Below are 19,587 nucleotides of genomic sequence, written 5' to 3' on the forward strand. Positions count from 1 at the left end.
CGGCTCCGGCCACGTTGAGCGCGCGCTGAGCCGCAGTCGCTACCGCGTATGCACCGTGACGTCGGCGGACAGGCCGACTCGCAAGGCGAGCCCTTGAGGAGGATGCAGCCAGGTGATGCGCACGGGCACACGCTGAACCACCTTCACGAAGTTGCCCGAGGCATTGTCGGGAGGCATCAGCGAGAAGCGCGAGCCGGTTCCGCCGGAGAGGCTCTCCACCTGTCCTTCCAGCGTCTCGCCCGAGTAGGCATCCACCGCCACGTCCACGCGCTGGCCCGGTCGCATGTGGCCCACCTGCGTCTCCTTGAAGTTGGCCACGATGTACGTGGTGAGCGGCACCAGCTCCGCCACTGCCTGCCCCGGCGAGAGGAGCTGGCCGGGATGCACGGTCAGCTTGGACACCTGACCATCCGCTGGCGCCACCAGGCGCGTGTCCTCCAGTTGGAGCCGGGCCTGCTCCAGCGCCGCCTCCGCGCCCTTCACCCGGGCATGCGCCAGTGACGCGTTCGCATGGGCCGCGGCGATCTTCTCGTCGATGGGCGCGCTCACGTCGAGCTGACCTCGCGCCTCTTCGACCTTGCTCTCCGCGGTGCGCCGGCTCTCCTCGGCCATGAGGAGCTGGGCGCGGGCCCCTTCCAGCGCGGCCTGCGCGGTGTCATTCCCCGTCTGCGCGTCATCGAGCGCGCTCTGCGCCACCACGTTCTGCTCGCGCAGGCTCCGCGTCCGCTCCAGGTCCAACGTCGCCTTTCGGGCCTGCGCCTCGGTCCGAGCCAGCGCCGCGCGAGCGGAGGCCACCTGCGCCTGCGCACCACTCACCGCCGAGTTGCTGGAGGTCACCTGCGCCTTGGCCGAGGACAGGCCACCCTTCGCCCCCGCCGTCGCCACGGCCGCCTGTGCATCCGCAGCGGCGGCCTGGGCGCGCGCGGACTCCAGCTCCGCCTCCGCCTGCTTCACCCGGACCTCGTAGGGGCGAGGGTCGATCTGCAGGAGCACATCCCCCTGGTGCACCATCGCGTTGTCGCTCACGCCCACCTTCACCACGGGGCCCGAGACTCGCGCGGCCAGCGGCACCACGTCCGCCTCCACCTGCGCGTCATCGGTGGACTCTTCCCCGACGGTCATCAGCTTGAAGCCACCGATGGCGAGCAGGATGACGGTGACCCCGGCGCCGAGGAGATAGAAGCCCCGCTTGCCTCGCTTCGGCGGTGGCGAAGCGGCGGGCGTTGGAAGGGGTTGCGAGACGAGCTGGGGAGCGGGAGTGGTCGAGGACATGGTTCAGACCTCCAGGTCGAGGTGGGGCTTCTCTTGGGAGCCCCCGCCGCTGGGAGCGGCCTTGAGGAAATAGACGAGCGGCAGCACCACCACGAACATCAGCGCCGCGAGGACGAACAGCTTGTCGAAGGCGAGCACCGTCGCCTGGCGCGTCGCCGAGCCCGCCAGCATCTGGAGACTCGCGAGGTGCGCGCCAGCCTGGTCGAGGCCGCGCCGCATCAACCCCTGCTCCGTCGCGGCGATTCGGCCGGCGACCTCCAGTCGCTCCGGGTTCAGGTGCGCCGCGATGGACGCCTTGGCCTGCACCGAATAGCGCGACAGCAGCGTGGTGAAGATGGCCAGCCCCATGGAGCCGCCAATCTGGCGCAAGAGCGAGTTGAGTCCCGTGGCATCGGCCATGCGCTCGCGGGGGATGTTCGCGAGCGCCGTCGCGCTGAGCGGCACGAACATCAGGCTGAAGCCCACCCCCTGCAACATGATGGCGCGGACGATGTGCTCCGAGCCCGTGGCGAGGGAGAAGTGGCTCATCTCGAACGCACCGAAGCCCGCGAACACGATGCCCAGGCCCACCAGCAGCCGCGACGGCACCTTGCCGTACAGCCGCCCGACAATGGGCATCATCAACATCATCACCAGCGTGCGAGGCATCAGCGCGAACCCCGACTGCGTCGCCGTGAAACCGAGCAGCTCCTGCATGAACACCGGCAACAGGAACATGCTGGCCATGAGGACGGAGAACACCAGCGCGTTGAGCAGGGTTCCCGACGCGAACACCGGGTCCTTGAACAAGCGCAGATTCACCGCGGGCGCCTCGGCGGTCAGCTCGCGGATGACGAAGGCCACCAGACAGGTGGCGGCCATCAGCGCACAGGCGACGATGAGGGGAGACTCGAACCAGTCGTCCGCCTGCCCTTCCTCCAGGAAGTACTGGAGCAGGGCCAGCCCCATGCACAACAGGGTGATGCCGGACCAGTCCATGTGCTTGCGCTGGCGCTCGGCTTCCACCCGGGCGGAGGCGCGCAACTGTTCGTCCTCCTGGACGAAGCGGGCCACCATGAAGAAGCCGAGGATGCCCACGGGCACGTTGATGAAGAAGATCCAGGACCAGTGCCAGTTGTCGACGATGACGCCCCCGAGCGTCGGACCGATGGCCGGGCCCACCATGACCGCCATCGCGAAGATGGCCATCGCCGTGCCCTGCTCCTTGGGTGAGAAGGTCTGCCGGAGGATGGCCTGCTCGGTGGGTTGGAGCGCCCCGGCACCCAGTCCCTGGATGAAGCGGAAGAGCACCAGCGTCGGCAGGTTCCACGCGAGGCCACACAGGAACGAGCCCGCGACGAAGAGGACCAGGCAGGACAGGTAGACGCGCTTCTGTCCGAACAGGCGCCCCAGGAAGCCCGTGAGGGGCATCACCATCACCGTGGCGATGACGAAGCCCGTGCTGGCCCAGGTGATTTCCTGCACGGTGGCGCCCACCGCGCCCCGAATCTGCGGCAGGGCCACGTTGACGATGGACGCGTCGATGGCGCCCATCAGCGTGCCGAACGTCACCGACAGCGTGACGAGCCACTTGTTCGGCGGAGCCCCGGGAGTCCGTGCCATGGCCTCTAGACCTCGATTCCCTTCAGGAAGACGCGGGAGATCTCCTCCCCCCAGGCGGCCGGCGAATGGGGATGGCCTTCCTCGCGCAGACGGTCCAACGCGCCGCGGACCAGGCCCATGAGGAGGCTGGGGTAGAAGGCCCGGCCCTCCGCGCGAAGCTCCTTGGCCCGGATGCCCTGGTCGATGATGACCTCCAGCCGTCGGTTCAGCTCGGCCAGGACCTGGCTCTTGTTCTGACTGTGGGCCGGGTCCTCGGGGAGCTGGACCAACAACCGCACGAAGGCGTCTCTCTCCGCCACGTGGGCGAAGATGGCCGTGACGAAGGTCCGGAGTCGCACGGACGAGGGCTGCTCCTTCACGGGAGCCAGCGCGGCATCCAGCCGGGTGAGCAGCACCTGGCGACGCTTCGCACGGAGCGCGTCCAGGAGCGCCGCCCGGTCCTTGAAGTGGTTGTAGAGCGTCCCCACCGACACGCCCGCCTGATCCGCGATGGACTCCATCTTCGCGGCGTGCACGCCCTCTCGAGCGAACACATCGGCGGCCGCCACCAGGATGGCGTCGGCGGTGGCCTCGCGCAGCCGGGAGCGGAGGTTTTTGACGGGGGCTTCAGATTTTGAATCCCGATTCATTTTCTGAACGGAGCCTTCACCTTCTGCCCTCGGGAGTCAACTCCCCCTCTGAAGCACGAGGCCGTGGGCAACCGGGCAGTCGCGAAGATTCCTGGAGTCTCGCGTTCGATTCCTGCGCGGGGCCCTGTCCCTCTGGATGGCGCCTCGCGTCCGCCAAGGGAAAGTCATGTTCATCGAGACATCAAGGCACCGAAGCATCGGGCTCACCCGAGCCCGCGGGCTCCTCTTCACCATGGGCACAGGGCTGCTGGTCGCATGTGGCGCGCCTCTGGAGCCCACGTCGACCACCGACGCGTCCCTCGTGGCCATCGGCACGACGGAGCAGTCGCTGTATGTCGACTCGGACGAGGTCTGGGGGCGCCCCAACCTGACGGTGTGCTGGGACACGCCGGGCTTCGCCACCGAGAAGGAATGGGTGCGCACCTCCATCCGCGACACCTGGGAGAAGGAGAGCAACCTGGTGTTCTCCGGCTGGGGCGCCTGCCCCAGCTCCGCGGACATCCGCATCACCATCAGCGACGAGGGGCCTCATACGGAAGGACTGGGCACGTCCATCGAGGACGAGGAAGAAGGAATGGTGCTCAACTTCACCTTCGCCAACTGGAGCCAGTCCTGTGCCTCCAGCCCCGCGCAGCGTGAGCACTGCATCCGCGCCATCGGCGTTCACGAGTTTGGCCACGCCCTGGGCTTCGCACATGAGCACAACCGGGGGGACACGCCGTCCACCTGCACCACGCCATCCCAGGGAAGCGATGGGGACACCCACGTGGGCGCGTGGGATTTGATGTCGGTGATGAACTACTGCAATCCGACCTGGAACAACGCCGGGCAGCTCAGCACCACGGACATCCAGGGTGTGCGGCAGTTCTACGGGCAGCCGCGCGGGGCGGACCAGCAGTTCCACGTGGCCAAGGTGGACTCCGACTTCCGCGCGGACATCCTCCAGACGTACCGGGGCTGGGGTTCGATTCCCATGTGCCGCTCGACGGGCAGTGGCTGGTCGTGCACCAACCCTTCCGCGGCGGTCTACAACTGGGGTTCTCCGGAGCAGCGGTACGTCACGGGTGACTTCAACGGCGACGGGCGCACGGACCTGGTGCAGACCTATCGATTCTGGGCCAGCTACCCGGTCTGTTACTCCACGGGCGTGGGGGCCTGGTCCTGTTCCAACACGTATGCGGACATCTACAACTGGGGAACGGGGAGCCAGCGCTTCATCACCGGCGACTTCAGTGGTGACGGGAAGACGGATATCGCGCAGGCGTATCACGACTCATCGATGCTGCCCGTGTGTCGCTCCACCGGCACCGGCTGGTCTTGCAACAACCCGGCGGCCACGCTTCGCACGACGGACTCTCCCGAGGTGCGCTACCTCGCCGGAGACTTCAATGGCGATGGACGGGATGACATCGCGCAGGCGTATCGGCGCTGGGTGACGCAGCCCTTGTGTCTGTCGACGGGCACGGCCTGGTCCTGCAGCAACCTCAGCGTAGCCATGTACGACGCGGGAAATGCCGAGCAGGACTTCCTCACCGGCGACTTCAACGGCGACGGGCGGGACGACATCCTCCAGTCCTATCGCGGATGGAATGCCATGCCGCTGTGCTACGGCATGGCCTCTCCGACCTGGTCCTGCAACATCCCGTCGGGCACGTTCTACAACTCGGGCTCGCATGAGCAGCAGATGCTGACGGGCGACTTCAACGGGGACGGGCGCACGGACATCATCCAGACCTACCGTGGCTGGGGGAGCATCCCCACGTGCTACTCCACGGGCTCGGGCTGGAACTGCAGCAACTCGCCGGCGACCATCTACAACTCGGGGTCCTCCGAGCAGCGGTTCATGACGGCGGACGTCAACGGCGATGGCCGCACCGACGTCGTCCAGGTCCACCGCTCCTGGATGCGCTACCCGGTGTGTCTGTCGACGGGGACTGGCTGGAATTGCGGCAACTGGCTGTCGACCGTGTACGACATCGGGACGTACTGAGCCGGTGGCCCGGGCTGAAGCGGCGTCATGCTACGGCTCGGGTCGCGGTCTCATGGAGTAGATCCATCCCTCCCCCGAGCTCAGTCGTGGCGCCACATGCCTCTCCTGGTTGATTCCGACCAGGCCTCGCTTGCCGGCATGGAGCTCAGGAGTCTATCGCGGGGGCCACCTCGGGCCACGTCCGCGCGATACTCGTTCATCTGTCTCCTCCCGGTGTCACGGTGACTTCGCGACACCGGGAGGAGACCTCCCGCGCCGTGCCCATCAGGGCCCGACGCTGGAGTGGCTCAGCAGTGACTCACGCGGCCTGGCTGTAGCGGTCGCACTCCGCCAGGTACTCGTCGCTCGACATCTGGACCGCGGCGACGCGCAACTGCTTGACCTTGGGCTTCTTCAGCGTGGTCTTCACGACCACCGACTTCCCGATGGGGATGCCCATGTATGACTGGTCGACGTAGGTGTTCTCCTTCATGTCGTCCCAGGCAATCAGCACGCCATCCGGGAAGAGGATGCCGTCCCGGCCGATGGTCAGCACGGGCGTGTCCAGGCTGCCCAGCGGCTTGATGCAGTTGAAGATCATCCAGATGGACGTCGCGGTGATGAAGCCGCAGAAGGCCATGACGCCCGTCTCCCCGATGGAGCGGTAGGTGAGCGCGCCGAAGAAGGCCGTGGACAGCGTCCAGATGACAGCGCCCACGATGAGCTTCGTGCGCGAGTAGTAGAACGCGACCGGCTGGTCCGACTTCGCCTTCGTCTTGGCAGAGCTATAGATTTCCATGAGGTGATGCCTGTTGGGGGTTGGGGGAAAAAGTCACTGCGCGAGACGGTCCGTCAGGTAGGCCAGGAGCACCGGGGCGTTGACGATCTTCTCCTCGTCGATCTTCCGGAACCTGCCGTTCACCGTGATGACCAGCTCGCGGGTCGACACGCCCTGGTCGTGCCCGTCCTGGAAGCGGATGCTCTCGATGTCGTCCCAGCGGATGAGCTGCCGCTTGTGCGTCAGCCCCTCGGAGCTGAGCGTCAGCGGGCCGAAGTCCACGGACCGACCCGCGGCGACCTGGCGGCGCACCTTGTCCAGCAGCGCGTCGACGACACGGTCCGTCACCTCGACTTCGAGCTCGTCCGAGTCGCTCCACAGGTTCAGCCGCAGCCGGTACTTGCCACCGGCGTGGCGAAGCACGAGGCGATCATGATTGTGCTGGCGGACGATGCCGCCCACGTCCCGCCACGCCAGCGTCGTGTCACCCGAGGTGAGCCGCAGCGAATCCACCGTCAGTGTTTCAGGGGCACGCAACCAGACGAACAGGTCGCTCGCGCGCCACCCAATCACGTAGATGCCACAGGGGATGCCCAGCAGAAGGATGAAGAACCCGAAGTAGCTCCGCAACAGCGCGTGAACCATCGACAGCGGCAGCAGGTGGATGGACAGGGGCGCGAGCACCGCCGCCATCACCACGTAGATGAGGATGAACCCCACCACGAGCCAGTAGACGGCCGGAGTGGGGAAGACCAAGGTGTGTACGCGCTTCAGGGGACAGCTCCCAACGGGCCGGATGGGCTCACCGAGGGCCACGAGTCCCGGTGAATGAATGTTCGTTCACTCCTCTATAGACAAAGACAGTCGCCATTTCGACAACCAAAGAGGCAAGCGCCCGCAGTCAGCCAGCGAAGTCACGCATTCCCTGGCAAGCCAAGGAATCCCAGTCAAAACAACACGTGAAACACTTCCAGCCTCTCATCCGCCGAGAGCACTTTGAGTGTGTCTTCACCCGTTTCGTGTTTTCCATTCCACGATGTTTCGCGAAAGCCAGCTCGATGGATGGGCGCGGAGCACTCACCGCTTTCGCGGAGGCTGGAGCTGACGCTCGCCTGCCCAGGCCAGTGGTCCCGAGTTGCTCATACGTATCCTCATCGACAGGCCACGAAGCGAACGACAGTGCCCACCACCACGCGATCAAGCCCGAGCCGTTCATGCAAGTGCGAGCAGGTCCGCTTCGTGCTCCGGGCGCGAGTGAAGTGACGGTCGGACTCAGTTGAATGGCGCGGTGACTCGAAGCAGCGCTCTCGCAACAGGTGGGGTACCCCGCTGCGCCTGCCTTGGCCCGCGCCAGGCGGAGCCTCTGACTCGCCCCCGCTCCCGTGGCACTCGTGCCGTCCCTGAACAGCGCCGCGCCTGCTCCCGCGACAGGCGGAAGAACCAGGGACGTCCGCACCTCGCGCACAGGCACCAGCCCGTCCCACGGCAACCCCGCCCCCAGAAACGACAAAAGCCCCCGAGTCTTTCGACTCGGAGGCTTCTATCGGAGTGCCCAGGGCGGGATTCGAACCCGCACACCTTTCGGCGCCACCCCCTCAAGATGGTGTGTCTACCAGTTCCACCACCTGGGCGTTTCTGCGCGGACCATCTACAGGACCGCACCGGATCACGCAACGAGTTTCTAACCGCTGCGTGCTCCAGATTTATTCGACGGGCTCTTACGGAGCCGGAGTCGGCGCCGCCGGCTGGGCAGGGGCCGACTGGCCCTCCGCCGGAGCCGCCGGAGCCTCACCACGAGGCTGCTCGACCGCGCCAGGCGCCGACTGCTCGCCCGCCGGAGCCGCCGCGCCCGGAGTCGCGGGAGCCGAAGCCGCCGGAGGAGGCGCGGCCACCGAGCCACCCGCCGCCACCGAGGAGCGAAGCCCCACGAAGGACAGGCCGAGCGAGGTGAAGAAGAACATCGCGGCGCAGACGCCCGTGAGCTTGCTCAGGAACGTCACGGCACCACGGCCACCAAAGGCGCTCGTGGCCGCGCCGCCGCCGAGGGCCGAGCCCATGCCAGCGTCCTTACCCGGCTGCAGCAGGATGACGAAGATCATGAACACGCAAACGAGGACGTGCACGATCGTGACGAAGGTCAGCATGAGAGGTCTTTCGAACGTTCCGTGAAAAGGAGGCGCACCCTACACAAACTGCCGAATGGGTGACAACTTCTTCCGCCCGCCAGTGATCCTACTCTAGGTGGCCGCCTTGATGATGGCCGCGAAATCGCCCGCCTTGAGGCTCGCCCCACCGACCAGCGCCCCGTCGATGTCCGGCTGACCCAGCAATTCCGCGGCGTTGTCCGGCTTGACGCTCCCACCGTACTGGATCCGCACCTGCCCGGCCGTCTCCCCGTCGTACAGCCGACCGACGAGCCCGCGGATCGCCGCGTGGACCTCCTGCGCCTGCGCGGACGTCGCGTTCCGCCCCGTCCCAATCGCCCACACCGGCTCGTACGCCAGGACGAAGGTCGCCACGTCCTTCGCCTCGAAGCCCGAAAGCGCCCCACGGATCTGACGCTCCACCACGTCCAGCGTCTGGTTCGCCTCGCGCTCGGCCAGCGTCTCGCCCACGCAGATGATGGGCTTCATTCCGGCCGCCAGGACGGCCTTGGCCTTCTTGTTCACCGACTCGTCCGTCTCACCGAAGAGCTGGCGGCGCTCCGAGTGCCCCACGATGACGTAGGCACACCCCAGCTCCGCCAGCATCGGCGCGGACACCTCACCGGTGAAGGCACCGGACGCCTCCCAGTGGCAGTTCTGCGCGGCCAACTGCAGCGGCGCCCCTTCCAATGCGACGTGCAGCGGCTGCAGCGCCAGGAACGTCGGCGCCACCACCACCTCCACCACATCTCCGACGGAAGCCACGGTCCCCCGCAGCTCGCGCACCAGTGCCAGCGCCTCCGGCACCGTCTTGTTCATCTTCCAGTTGCCGGCGACGATCTTCCGACGACGAGCCGAGACGGCCATGAATGTCTCCCCCAGAGGTGTGGTGGTGTTGCTCCGCGGCGCGGGAGACTACCGCGTTTCCAGCGCCTTGATGCCCGGCAGCTCCTGACCTTCCAGGAACTCCAGAGAGGCGCCTCCGCCAGTGGACACATGGCTGAGCTCCTTCGCCACGCCCATCTGCTCCACTGCCGCCGCGCTGTCGCCGCCGCCGATGACGGTGACCGCCTGCTTGTTGTTCGCCATGGCCGTGGCCACCGAGCGGGTGCCCTCGGCGAACTTCGCCACCTCGAAAAGGCCCATGGGCCCGTTCCAGACGACGGTGCGCGCGTCGCGGATGTGCTGGGTGAAGATGGCCCGCGTCTTCGGGCCGATATCCAGGCCCATCATGCCCACGGGCACCACGTTGTCCGGCGTCTCCAGCGCGATGCTCTTGTCCGTCAGCTCCGTGCCGACGATGTGGTCCACCGGCAGGACGATGGGCGTCTTGAGCCGCTGCGCCGCTTCCAACAGGCGCGTGGCCAGCGACAGCTTGTCCCCCTCGACGCGGGACTTGCCGACCTCCACGCCCTGCGCCTTGAGGAAGGTGTAGGCCATGGCGCCGCCGATGAGCAGCGCGTCCACCTTGGGCAGCAGGTTCTCGATGACCTTGATTTTATCGCTGACCTTGGAGCCCCCGAGGATGGCCACGAAGGGCTTCTCCGGGTTCTTCAGCACGCGACCCAGGTACTCGATCTCCTTCTTCATCAGCAGGCCCGCCGCCTTCTCCTTCACGAAGGGCACCATGCCCGCCGTGGAGGCATGGGCGCGGTGCGCGGTGCCGAAGGCGTCGTTGACGTAGACGTCGGCCAGCGACGCCAGCTCGCGGGAGAAGGTCTCGTCGTTGGCCTCCTCTTCCTTGTGGAAGCGGAGGTTCTCCAGGACGATGACCTGGCCTTCCTTCAGGTCCTTCACCTGCTTCTTCACGCCGTCCCCGATGCAGTCATCCGTGAGGATGACCTCGTGCTTGGGGCCGAGCAGGTCGGCCAGTCGCGCGGCGACCGGCTCGAGGGAAAGCTTGGGGTCCGGGCCCTTGGGGCGGCCCAGGTGGGAGGCCAGGATGACCTTCCCGCCGAGCTCCAGCGCGCGCCGGATGGTGGGCAGCGCCTCTCGGATGCGGGTGTCGTCCGTCACGCGCCTCCCCTCCAGCGGGACATTGAAGTCCACGCGGATGAAGGTGCGCTTGCCGGTGAGCTGCAGCTCGTCGATGTAGCGGATCATTGGCTCTCCCCTCGCCCCTGACGGGGACTAAACGCCCTTGGACACGAGGAACTTCGCCGTGTCCACCATGCGGTTGGAGAAGCCCCACTCGTTGTCGTACCAGGCCATGACCTTGACCAGGTTGTCGCCCATCACGAAGCAGTTCGTCGAGTCGAAGATGGCCGAGCTCGGGTTGCCGTTGTAGTCCACCGACACCGTCTGCGCGTCGCTGAACTCAAGAATCCCCTTGAGCGAGCCGGCGGCGGCCTCGCGGAACGCCTTGATGACCTCCTCGGCGGTCGCCTTCTTCGTGGTGTTCACCGTCAGGTCCACCAGCGACACGTTCGGGGTGGGCACGCGCACCGACATGCCGTGCATCTTGCCCTTGAGCTGCGGCAGCACCTCGCCGATGGCCTTCGCGGCGCCGGTGCTGGTGGGAATCATGGACAGCGCGGCGGCGCGGGCGCGACGCATGTCATCGTGGGTGAGGTCCAGGATGCGCTGGTCGTTGGTGTAGCTGTGGATGGTCGTCATCAAGCCCTTCTCGATGCCGAACGTGTCCAGCAGCACCTTGGCGACGGGCGCCAGGCAGTTGGTGGTGCACGACGCGTTCGAGATGATGTGGTGCTTGGCCGCGTCGTACTCGGTGTGGTTGATGCCGTAGGCGATGGTCAGGTCCGGGCCCTTGGCAGGCGCGGAGATGAGGACCTTCTTGGCGCCCGCCTTCAGGTGCTTCTCCGCGCCCTCGCGGCCGGTGAAGCGGCCGGTGCACTCCAGCACCACGTCCACGTTCATGCTCTTCCACGGCAGCACCGTGGGGTCCTTCTCCGCGGTGACGGTGATCTCCTTGCCGTTCACCACGATGCCCTTGTCCGTCGCCGACACCTCGCCCGGCCAGGTGCGGTGCACGGAGTCGTACTTGAACAGGTGCGCCAGCGCCGCCGGCTTGTCGAGGTCGTTGATGGCGACAATCTCGAGGTCTTCCTTGCGGCTGAGGGCGGCGCGCAGGATGCAGCGACCGATGCGACCGAAGCCGTTGATGGCGATGCGAGTGGCCATGTGCGTGTCTCCTTGGGAGCAGGGGGCGCCAAGGGGCGCCCGCGGGTCTTCACGTCAGAAAATCAGGGCCGCCGACCGTAGGCACGCGGCCCCGCCGAGTCAACGCTTCACGTCGCTCGCGCGACGACGCGCGCGCCGAAGCTGAACAATCACCCCGAGCAACAGCCAGAGCCCGGAGCCCGTTCCCGCGCCAGCCCCACAGCCGCAGCCGGAGTCACCGAGCGGATAGAACTGCGGCAGCACGTCCAGGACGATGGGGGCCGGAGGCTCCGGGGGCTCGGGCTCCTCAGGAGGATGCGGATCCACCCCGCGAGGCGCCACGCATCCCGTCAGCAGGCCGGGGCCCGCATCGCCCGAGTCCCCGACAGGCGGCGTGCCCGGCGCGGGGAAGCCCGCGCGCACCAGGAACGCGGACAACAGCCGCGCCCGAGCCGCCCGGTCCACCACCGACTCGAAGGGAACCCCCAACAGGAGCACCTGTCCCCCCGGCATGGAGAACACACCGGCCGACAGGTTCGTCCCCGCGTAGCGCAGCACCGCCGAGCCCCCCGATGCCGGAGTGAGCACGTCCGTCATGCCCACCGGGTAGGTGCCCCGGGTGCCATCGTCCAGGGTCAGCCCCGTGAGCTCCGAGAGGAAGTCTCCCGGCACACCCTCCACGCGCAAGGGAGGAGTGCCCGTGCCAGGCGAGGCCCGGAGGATGTCCGCGAGGAACGCCTTGTCGTCCGCGTCTCCCACCGACAGCGCGGAGGTCAACTGACCACCGGACAACAACAGGTGGCCGCCCCCTGTCACGAAGGCGCGCAGCGCGTCCTGCTCCGCCCGCGTCGGCCGCGCCCCCTCCTCGCCTCCCCGGCCGGTGAACCAGTCCACCACCCGGTACCCCGCTCCCACGGACACCAGCCCCGCCGCCACCGCGTCGCTCGTCGCGCTGTCGAAGGCGAGCCCGGACTGGCTCATCGCATCACCATGGCGACGCACGTAGGTGCCGTCGTTCATCGCCTCCAGCAGCACGCGCAACGGAGCCTGCAGGTCATAGACGTCCAGCGCCTCGCCACACGCCAGCGCCGAGTCCAGCCGCTCGAACGCGTTGACCACCAGCGCGGGAGGCGCCTCGCCCGAGCGAACGCCGACGATGGCGGACGGGAAGCCCTCGCCGCCCGCGCTCACCGCGGCGACTCGGAAGTAGCGCACCGCGCCCGCCGCCAGCGGCAGGGAGAAGGTCGTCCCCGTCACCTCGGTGCCGTCGTCCCAGCCCTGACCCTCCACGCTCTGGTAGACGCGGTACGCGGTGGGCGCGTCATGCCCCTCCTCGTCCGGGTTCGCCACGGGCGCGGCCCAGCGGACCTCCACCGTCCCAGCGGAGATGTTGCGCGCCGCCACCGCCGAAGGCGCCTCGGGGGGAAGCTGCACCGCCACACCGTCGCGGGTCGCGTAATACTTGATGAGGCCCTGGAGGATGGCGCGCGCGGCGACGCGGCGGAAGGCCGGCTCCTTGAGGCGGTTCGAGTCGGCGATGGCGTCGTGGTACGCGATCTCCAACAGCACGGACGGCATCTCCGGGTTGTGCGTGGGGTTCACCTCGCCCAGGTTCGCGGAGCGCAGGTTCCGCACGCGCCACGTCGAGTCGACTTCGCGGCGGAGGTCGCGCCCCAACTCGTCCAGCAGCGCCCTCGCCAGCACATCGCTGCCGGGCACGCCCGTGAAGTTGAGCGTGCCGTCCACCGGGTTCGGCCCGTACACGTAGCCCTCGGTGCCCACCACGTTGCCCGTCGTGGACGCGTTGGTGTGCCAGGCCACGTACACCGCGTCCTCGCCCTCCTCGTGCAGCCACGCCGCGAAGCGCGCGCGCGCCGTCACGTCCGCGTTGCGCTCGTTGGCCAGCGCGTTGGCTCCCGTGGGCGCGTACACGGACGCGGGGGCGCCACTGAATTGCACGTGGTAGCGCGCCGCCTCCTCGTAGCGGGGCCGAGGCAGCGCGGCCATCTGCGCGTCACCGATGACGCCACTGCCGCCGCCGAAGCGCACCGCGTCCACCGACACCGTGCTCCCCTCCTCCGCGTCGTTCATGAGGACGACCGAGGCCGCCTCCGGCCCCGCGCCCGCCTTGAAGAAGAAGCGGCCCAGCAGCACCCACGTCCCACCATGGCGGCGCTGGTTGACGCGGAAGTGGCTCTCTCCTCCCGAGTGGCGCACCACGTAGTGCGCGTTCGTCGTCCGCGCGGGGTCCGCTCCGTAGGAGACATAGACGTTGTAGTGACCGTCCGCCGGAACCACCGGCGCCCAGGTGGCCGTCGCCGTGGCCGTGGCGGCGCTCGTGGTGAGGAGCTCGCGCGTCGCCCCCAAGGTGAAGGGCTCCACCGCGTTGCCCATGGGCATTGGGGGCGTAGCCCAGCCCTTCTGAGTGGTAGGCCGGAACAGGCCCGCGTCGCCCGCCTCGGAGTAACCCGCGGCCCCCTCGTCGACGATGACCATGCGCGGGTTGAGGTCCGCCTCACGCACCGGCACCACCGTGGCGCCCGCGCCCATCAACATGGGCAGCAGGTACTGGTTGACGACTTCGGCGGAGATGAGGTCCTCCACCACCGCCCACGTGTTGGGGCGCTGCGTGGCCCAGCGGGACAGGGGCGCGGCCCGGTAGAAGCCGTGGCCGGGGCTCAGGTAGATGACCTTCCCGGACAGCGCGCCGGTCCGGGTCCGCGTCTGGGGCACTCCCGCGAGCGACTTGCCCGCCGTCCCATCCCGGGCCTCCCTCCTGACGACGGGCGCCTCGGTGGCGCTCAGCTTGCGCGTCTCGTGCACGCGCGGGGCCGGGGCCGGGAGGTACACCACGCCAGGGGGCTCCAGCCCACAGGCCCCCGCTTCTTCTTCGTGAACGGCGTCGGAGACCTGGGCCTCCGCGAGGGACGACGACAACAGGAGGGCCAGCAGCACGCCACTTTGACGCGCCCGGAACAAGTTGGTGCTCATGGCGACCGACCTTACCTATTCACATCTCCACGGCAATCGAACCCGTGGGTGCTAGCCTGCCCGCCCCTTCAGGTTCCGATGACCGTACCTGCCCGGCCACCTCCCCACTTCCCTCCTCGTCGCGGCACGGGGCTCTTCGCCTCGTTCGGCCACGCGTGGGCGGGCCTCATCCACACCGTCGTCCACCAGCGCAACATGCGCGTGCACCTCATCTCCGCCATGCTGGTGGGACTGGTGGGCAGTGGAATCCCGCTGGGACTCGCGGAGAAGGTGACGCTCATCTTCTGCGTGCTGCTCATCTTCTTCGCGGAGATTCTCAACAGCGCGCTGGAGCACCTGGTCGACCTGGCCGTGCAGCAGTTCGACGAGAAGGCCCGGCTCACCAAGGACGCCGCCGCCGCGGGCGTGCTGGTGCTCGCGCTGGGCACGGTGGTCATCTTCGCCGCCATCCTCGTGCACAACTGGGAGACGGTGCGCACCAGCACGGATGCCATCATCCGTCAGGTGGCCTTCGGCGTGCCCCTGTCGGCCTGTGTCCTCGTGCTCGTGCTACCCCAGCGCCGCCCACTCTGGGTGGATCTGCTCGCGTTCCTTGGCGGCGGTGTGCTGCTGGCCATCCTCGCGACGCGCTCGGCCAGCATGGTGTTCAGCGCGATGACGGCGGGGCTGCTCTTCGTCGCCGGCTCGGCGGCCTACACCCGCCGACGCGAAGCGCGCTCCGCGGGGCAGCCACCGGGCGATTCTTCAATCAAGCGGACATAAAAAAACCGGCTGACGCCGGTCCACCTGCCACCTCGTGGGCGGGAGCCCCGAAAACCAGTCCGGAGCCCGCTCACCCGCCGAGGGTCATGCCTGGAAGTCTCGCACGCTCAGGCGCGCTGGCGCCACTCGGAGCCCTGCTGCTCCGGGGTGGCCGGAACCGCGACACCCTTGTCGCCTTCCTTCAGGTCCGACGTCACCAGATCAAGCAACTCCGTGGCGATGCCGATGACCTGGTGCGGGGTGTAGCCGCTCGCGCGCAGTTGGTTGAAGAAGGTGCGCGCCAGGATCCGGGTGCCCTTTTGATCGGTGCTCACAGTGAATGCCTCCAAATGGGGCGGCGAATTGAGGGGGGCCGCCGAGTAATCACGCGAGCCCTGTTCTTCAACCCCCGTGCCAGTTGTTCTCTTCCAAATGGATTCCCCAGCAGTTCCCATGGGTTGAAGGGAAATGAGGCTCGGCATGGCCTCGCGAGGGGTGCGAAGCCACCTACGCACCCAGGGGCACCCCCGGGGGAAGTGGATGGCGGGGTGCATCACGGGATACGCACCCGGATGAGGCCGTGGCCCTCAAGTGGTTTCAAGTGCTTGCAATCTTTCACCGGGGTGAAGCAGATACGCGCCCCCACCAGGAGCGAACGGCAATGGCGTATCGGGTGAACAACATCGGGCTGTGGCTGGACGAGCCGGAGGAGCTGCTCGGTCAGCGGGCCGCGGAGAAGCTGGGCGTCACCCGCTCCGACCTCGCCTCCGTGCGGGTGGTGCGCTCGGTGCTGGACGCCCGCAAGAAGGGCAGCCCCCGCTACATCTACACGTTGGAAGTGGAGATGGCCCCGGGCCGCAAGCCAGCCCACATCCCTCCGGACGTGGGCGAAGCGCCTCCGCCGCCGGAAGTGCTGCCCCCCGTGAAGGCGCCGGACCAGTGGCCCATCATCGTCGGCACCGGCCCCGCGGGGCTGTTCTGCGCCCTGGGCCTCCTGGAGCGCGGCGTGCGCAGCATCCTGATTGAGCGCGGCCGTGAAGTCGTGGCGCGCCGCAAGGACGTGGCGAAGCTGATGCGCGACGGCACGCTGGACCCCGAGAGCAACATGAACTTCGGGGAGGGCGGCGCCGGCGCGTACACGGACGGCAAGCTGTCCACGCGCATCAACCACCCCATGGTGCGCAAGGTCATCGAGGCCTTCGCCCGCTACGGCGCGCCGGACCACATCCTCATCGAGGGCAAGCCGCACATCGGCTCGGACCTCTTGCCCGGCGCGGTGGCGAAGCTGCGCGAGGAGCTCATCGCCGGCGGCTGCCAGGTGCACTTCGAGCAGCGCGTGGACGACCTCCTCTATCGCGACGGCAACGTGGCCGGCGTGAAGCTGGCCGATGGGCGCACCCTGGAGAGCAACCGCGTCATCCTCGCGCCGGGCAACTCCGCGCGGGAGCTGTACGAGCGCTTCGCCGCCGACGGCCGCGTCCTCGTGGAGGCCAAGCCCTTCGCGCTGGGCTTCCGCGCCGAGCACCCCCAGGCGCTCATCAACGGCATCCAGTACGGCAGCGCCGCGAAGAACCCGAAGCTGCCCCCCGCCGACTACAAGCTGGCGGAGAACCTGGACGTGGACGGCGAGGTGCGGGGCGTCTACTCGTTCTGCATGTGTCCGGGCGGAATCGTGGTGCCCACGCCCACCCAGGACGGGCTCCAGTGCACCAATGGCATGAGCAACTCGCGCCGCAACGCGCGCTACGCCAACGCCGGCATCGTCGTCTCCGTCTCGGTGGCGGACTTCGAGCGCGAGGGCTTCCGAGGCCCTCTGGCGGGCCTGGAGTTCCAGCGGCACTGGGAAGCGAAGGCGTTCGAGTTGGGTGGTGGACGCTTCTTCGCGCCCGCGCAGACGATTCCGGACTACCTGGCCGGCCGCGTGAAGAAGGACCCGGGCGGCACCAGCTACCGTCCGGGGCTGGCGCACGTGGACCTCAACCGCCTCTTCCCGGAGCGGCTCACCACGTCGCTCAAGCAGGCGCTGAAGACGTTCGACCGGAAGATGCGCGGCTTCATCAGCGAGGAGGGCAAGCTGATTGGAATCGAGAGCCGCACCTCGTCTCCGGTGCGCGTCACCCGGAACGAATTGCTCCAGTCGGTGTCCATGAAGGGCCTGTACCCCGCGGGCGAGGGCTGCGGCTACGCGGGCGGCATCGTCTCGTCGGCCATTGATGGCCTGCGAATCGCGGAGCAGATTGCCACCGAGCTGTCGTGAGGCGAGGGCGGTGCCTCACGAAAGGAGACCCGCCATGCGTTACGTCGTGCGCACTCCGGACGGAGAGCTGACCTATCCGAGCATGGGTGACGTGGAGCGCGCGTACACCCAGGGGTTGGTGGACCCGGATGACGAGGTACGGGAAGAGGGCGCCAGCATGTGGCGCAAGGCCGGCAGCATCCCGGTGCTCGCCCAGGCCCGACATCCCTCCTCGGGGCTGGCCGCCCGGGGGCAGTGGCTGACGGTGGCGGGCGCGGTGCTGGTGGGCGCGCTCGCCCTGGCGCTGATACTGCGAGACTCCTGGCACCTGCGAATCCTGGGCATCGTCCTGGCGCTCGTCGTCAGCTCCCTGCTCACGCGGGTGACGTTCAAGGCGTTCAAGCGGCCTCCGCCCCAGGTCTGAGGCCCGCTCCCTCCCCTGCCCTCCAGCGCGGGGGCCAGGCGCAGGCCGACATCGGCAAGCGCACGGCCCATGTTGTCCGCTGGATGCATGCCACGGGCTTGGGTGCCGGTGGCTCCACGCGAGAGGGAGGACGCACCTTGCTCAGCACCTTTCTGTCCCGAGATGCCGCCCGTCGCCTGAAGCATGGCGCTCCCTGGCTCTCCCGGGAGGACATCGTCTCCATGGAGGGAACGCCCCAACCCGGTGAGCCCGTGCAGCTCCGGGACGAGGACGGCGCGGTGCTGGGCCTGGGCGACGTGGACCTGGAGGCGTCGCGCGCCGTGCGCCGCCTGGGCCTGCAGGACGAGGCGGTGGAGGGCCTGATTCCGCGCCACCTCCGCCACGCCTTCGAGCGCCGGGGCCGGCTGGTGGATGACCCGCGCTTCTGCCGGGTGGTCAATGATGACGGGGACGGCCTGCCCGGCCTCATCGTGGACCGGTACGACACGCACTTCGTCGTGCAGACCCTCACCCGCTCCATGGACGCGCGGCAGCAGGAAATCACCCGCGCGCTGGTGGAGGTGACGGGCGCCGCCTCCGTGCTGTTGCGCAATGATTCCGCGCGCCGTCAGGCCCTGGGGCTGCCCACGCAGCGGCCCCACGTCCTCTATGGCACCCCACCCCGCTGGTGCCGGCTGTTGGAGCTGGGGGCCCGCTTCACGGTGGACCTCACCTACGGCCAGGGCACGGGGTACGCGTATGACCAGCGCGAGCTGCGGCGTGTCGTGGGGCGCATGGCCTGGGACGGCCGGGTGCTGGACGCGAGCTGCAACGTGGGCGGCCTCTTCGTCCACGCGGGACTGCATGGTGCGCGACACATCCTCGCCTTCGACTCGGACGGGGATGCGGGAGACCTGGCGCGGGAGAACGCGGAGGCCAACGGACTGCTCGGGCGGGTGATGGTGGAGAAGGGCACCGCCATCCAGGCCCTCAGGGCAGTCCGGGAGACGTTCGACCTGGTGTTGCTGGACACACCCCGGGTGGGGTCCGAGGAGGAGTTCGTGGAGCAGGTCCGCTACGCGCTCAGGCGCACCCGCCATGGGGGACGGGTGCTCGTGGTCGGCTACCACCCACCACTGGCGCTGGGCGGCTTCGATGAGCTGGTGGCCACCGCCTGCGAGGCGGAGGCGCGCATCGCTACACGGCTGTCTCGCCCGGGACTGCCTCCGGACCACCCCACACTCGTGGGCTCTCCCGGGGCGGAGTACCTCGACGCGGTGGCACTCGAAGTCACCTGACGCGAGTCCCCCGCGCCGCCTTCCGGGGTGCTAGTGTCCGCGCCCGCGATGACCAACGAAAACGTCCCAGAGACCGCGACCCCGGAAGGTTCCGTCGAGACCGTCCGCAAGGTGTATGCGGCCGACCTGCGAGAGAAGGACCGCGTCAACACCGTCTTCCGTGTCACCAAGAAGGAGAAGGTGACGGCCCGGAGCGGCAAGGTGTTCCTGGCCATGACGCTCGCCGACAAGAGCGGCGAGGTGGACGCGCGCGTCTTCGACAAGGTGGACGCGCTCGAACCCTCCTTCCAGTCGGGCGACTTCGTGCTCGTCCAGGGCGGCGTCATCCAGTTCCACGGCCGCACCCAGATTGTCGTGGAGGCCGTGGAGCGCCTGGACCCCGAGCCCCTCGACCCCAAGGAGTT

At 68.2% G+C, this 19,587-nt stretch carries 17 protein-coding genes and 1 tRNA gene; 6 read left to right on the forward strand and 12 right to left on the reverse strand.

Annotated elements, in window-relative coordinates; genetic code table 11:
- Positions 1–39: 39 nt before the first annotated feature.
- The 3 genes from HUW62_RS20165 to HUW62_RS20175 are packed head-to-tail and all read right to left on the reverse strand — an operon-like array spanning position 40 to position 3,503.
- Positions 40–1,272 carry an HlyD family secretion protein gene (locus tag HUW62_RS20165; protein ID WP_163865783.1) on the reverse strand — a complete coding sequence of 411 codons (1,233 nt, stop codon included), beginning with the start codon at positions 1,270–1,272 and terminating at the stop codon, positions 40–42.
- Between the two features lie 3 nt (positions 1,273–1,275).
- Complete coding sequence (locus HUW62_RS20170) at positions 1,276–2,874, reverse strand: DHA2 family efflux MFS transporter permease subunit (RefSeq protein ID WP_176435340.1); 1,599 nt, start codon at positions 2,872–2,874, stop codon at positions 1,276–1,278.
- 5 nt (positions 2,875–2,879) lie between these two features.
- A complete protein-coding gene (locus tag HUW62_RS20175) occupies positions 2,880–3,503 on the reverse strand; it encodes a TetR/AcrR family transcriptional regulator (RefSeq protein ID WP_176435341.1) in 624 nt (207 codons plus the stop codon).
- Positions 3,504–3,669: 166 nt separating this feature from the next.
- Between HUW62_RS20175 and HUW62_RS20180 the strand changes: the two genes are divergently transcribed.
- Complete coding sequence (locus tag HUW62_RS20180) at positions 3,670–5,493, forward strand: FG-GAP-like repeat-containing protein (RefSeq protein ID WP_176435342.1); 1,824 nt, start codon at positions 3,670–3,672, stop codon at positions 5,491–5,493.
- Between the two features lie 298 nt (positions 5,494–5,791).
- Here HUW62_RS20180 and HUW62_RS20185 read toward each other — a convergent pair whose 3' ends face one another.
- From HUW62_RS20185 to HUW62_RS20220, 8 genes are all read right to left on the reverse strand, one after another.
- Positions 5,792–6,271, reverse strand: a complete 480-nt coding sequence (locus tag HUW62_RS20185; protein ID WP_163865787.1) for a hypothetical protein — start codon at positions 6,269–6,271, stop codon at positions 5,792–5,794.
- A 33-nt stretch (positions 6,272–6,304) separates the two neighbouring features.
- A complete protein-coding gene (locus tag HUW62_RS20190; RefSeq protein WP_240356368.1) occupies positions 6,305–7,006 on the reverse strand; it encodes a DUF6585 family protein in 702 nt (233 codons plus the stop codon).
- Positions 7,007–7,799: 793 nt separating this feature from the next.
- Positions 7,800–7,881: transfer RNA gene (locus HUW62_RS20195), tRNA-Leu, on the reverse strand.
- 87 nt (positions 7,882–7,968) lie between these two features.
- The gene (secG, locus tag HUW62_RS20200) at positions 7,969–8,394 is read right to left on the reverse strand and encodes a preprotein translocase subunit SecG (RefSeq protein ID WP_163865788.1); all 426 of its coding nucleotides are present in this window, start codon (positions 8,392–8,394) and stop codon (positions 7,969–7,971) included.
- A 93-nt stretch (positions 8,395–8,487) separates the two neighbouring features.
- Entirely contained in the window at positions 8,488–9,261 is a 774-nt protein-coding gene (gene tpiA / locus HUW62_RS20205) for a triose-phosphate isomerase (protein WP_176435343.1), read from the reverse strand.
- A gap of 48 nt (positions 9,262–9,309) precedes the next feature.
- Positions 9,310–10,497 carry a phosphoglycerate kinase gene (gene pgk / locus HUW62_RS20210; protein ID WP_176435344.1) on the reverse strand — a complete coding sequence of 396 codons (1,188 nt, stop codon included), beginning with the start codon at positions 10,495–10,497 and terminating at the stop codon, positions 9,310–9,312.
- A 27-nt stretch (positions 10,498–10,524) separates the two neighbouring features.
- Positions 10,525–11,535 (reverse strand): type I glyceraldehyde-3-phosphate dehydrogenase, encoded by a 1,011-nt coding sequence (gap, locus tag HUW62_RS20215; protein WP_176435345.1) that lies wholly within the window; start codon positions 11,533–11,535, stop codon positions 10,525–10,527.
- A gap of 99 nt (positions 11,536–11,634) precedes the next feature.
- On the reverse strand, positions 11,635–14,505 hold the full coding sequence (locus HUW62_RS20220) for an N-acetylmuramoyl-L-alanine amidase (RefSeq protein WP_176435346.1): 2,871 nt from the start codon (positions 14,503–14,505) through the stop codon (positions 11,635–11,637).
- A 78-nt stretch (positions 14,506–14,583) separates the two neighbouring features.
- On the opposite strand from HUW62_RS20220, the gene HUW62_RS20225 reads away from it, so the two are divergent.
- Entirely contained in the window at positions 14,584–15,267 is a 684-nt protein-coding gene (locus HUW62_RS20225; RefSeq protein WP_163865793.1) for a diacylglycerol kinase family protein, read from the forward strand.
- A 107-nt stretch (positions 15,268–15,374) separates the two neighbouring features.
- Here HUW62_RS20225 and HUW62_RS20230 read toward each other — a convergent pair whose 3' ends face one another.
- On the reverse strand, positions 15,375–15,581 hold the full coding sequence (locus tag HUW62_RS20230) for a hypothetical protein (protein ID WP_240356369.1): 207 nt from the start codon (positions 15,579–15,581) through the stop codon (positions 15,375–15,377).
- A gap of 326 nt (positions 15,582–15,907) precedes the next feature.
- Between HUW62_RS20230 and HUW62_RS20235 the strand changes: the two genes are divergently transcribed.
- The 4 genes from HUW62_RS20235 to HUW62_RS20250 form a co-directional block, all read left to right on the forward strand.
- Positions 15,908–17,503 (forward strand): NAD(P)/FAD-dependent oxidoreductase, encoded by a 1,596-nt coding sequence (locus HUW62_RS20235; protein ID WP_176435347.1) that lies wholly within the window; start codon positions 15,908–15,910, stop codon positions 17,501–17,503.
- A 34-nt stretch (positions 17,504–17,537) separates the two neighbouring features.
- Complete coding sequence (locus HUW62_RS20240) at positions 17,538–17,906, forward strand: hypothetical protein (protein WP_163865796.1); 369 nt, start codon at positions 17,538–17,540, stop codon at positions 17,904–17,906.
- Between the two features lie 137 nt (positions 17,907–18,043).
- Positions 18,044–19,183 carry a class I SAM-dependent rRNA methyltransferase gene (locus tag HUW62_RS20245; protein ID WP_176435348.1) on the forward strand — a complete coding sequence of 380 codons (1,140 nt, stop codon included), beginning with the start codon at positions 18,044–18,046 and terminating at the stop codon, positions 19,181–19,183.
- Between the two features lie 48 nt (positions 19,184–19,231).
- On the forward strand, positions 19,232–19,587 hold a 356-nt coding region (locus HUW62_RS20250), incomplete at its 3' end, for an OB-fold nucleic acid binding domain-containing protein (protein WP_255203530.1).

The organism is Myxococcus sp. AM011, from assembly GCF_013372595.1.
Lineage (GTDB): Bacteria > Myxococcota > Myxococcia > Myxococcales > Myxococcaceae > Myxococcus > Myxococcus eversor.

Bases quoted from the DNA above. Each gene is read 5' to 3' on its own strand.
- HUW62_RS20175 (WP_176435341.1), bottom strand. From the start codon at position 3,503: ATGAATCGGGATTCAAAATCTGAAGCCCCCGTCAAAAACCTCCGCTCC.
- HUW62_RS20240 (WP_163865796.1), top strand. From the start codon at position 17,538: ATGCGTTACGTCGTGCGCACTCCGGACGGAGAGCTGACCTATCCGAGC.
- HUW62_RS20180 (WP_176435342.1), top strand. From the start codon at position 3,670: ATGTTCATCGAGACATCAAGGCACCGAAGCATCGGGCTCACCCGAGCC.
- HUW62_RS20170 (WP_176435340.1), bottom strand. From the start codon at position 2,874: ATGGCACGGACTCCCGGGGCTCCGCCGAACAAGTGGCTCGTCACGCTG.
- pgk (WP_176435344.1), bottom strand. From the start codon at position 10,497: ATGATCCGCTACATCGACGAGCTGCAGCTCACCGGCAAGCGCACCTTC.
- tpiA (WP_176435343.1), bottom strand. From the start codon at position 9,261: ATGGCCGTCTCGGCTCGTCGTCGGAAGATCGTCGCCGGCAACTGGAAG.
- HUW62_RS20185 (WP_163865787.1), bottom strand. From the start codon at position 6,271: ATGGAAATCTATAGCTCTGCCAAGACGAAGGCGAAGTCGGACCAGCCG.
- HUW62_RS20225 (WP_163865793.1), top strand. From the start codon at position 14,584: ATGACCGTACCTGCCCGGCCACCTCCCCACTTCCCTCCTCGTCGCGGC.
- HUW62_RS20220 (WP_176435346.1), bottom strand. From the start codon at position 14,505: ATGAGCACCAACTTGTTCCGGGCGCGTCAAAGTGGCGTGCTGCTGGCC.
- HUW62_RS20235 (WP_176435347.1), top strand. From the start codon at position 15,908: ATGGCGTATCGGGTGAACAACATCGGGCTGTGGCTGGACGAGCCGGAG.
- HUW62_RS20165 (WP_163865783.1), bottom strand. From the start codon at position 1,272: ATGTCCTCGACCACTCCCGCTCCCCAGCTCGTCTCGCAACCCCTTCCA.
- secG (WP_163865788.1), bottom strand. From the start codon at position 8,394: ATGCTGACCTTCGTCACGATCGTGCACGTCCTCGTTTGCGTGTTCATG.
- gap (WP_176435345.1), bottom strand. From the start codon at position 11,535: ATGGCCACTCGCATCGCCATCAACGGCTTCGGTCGCATCGGTCGCTGC.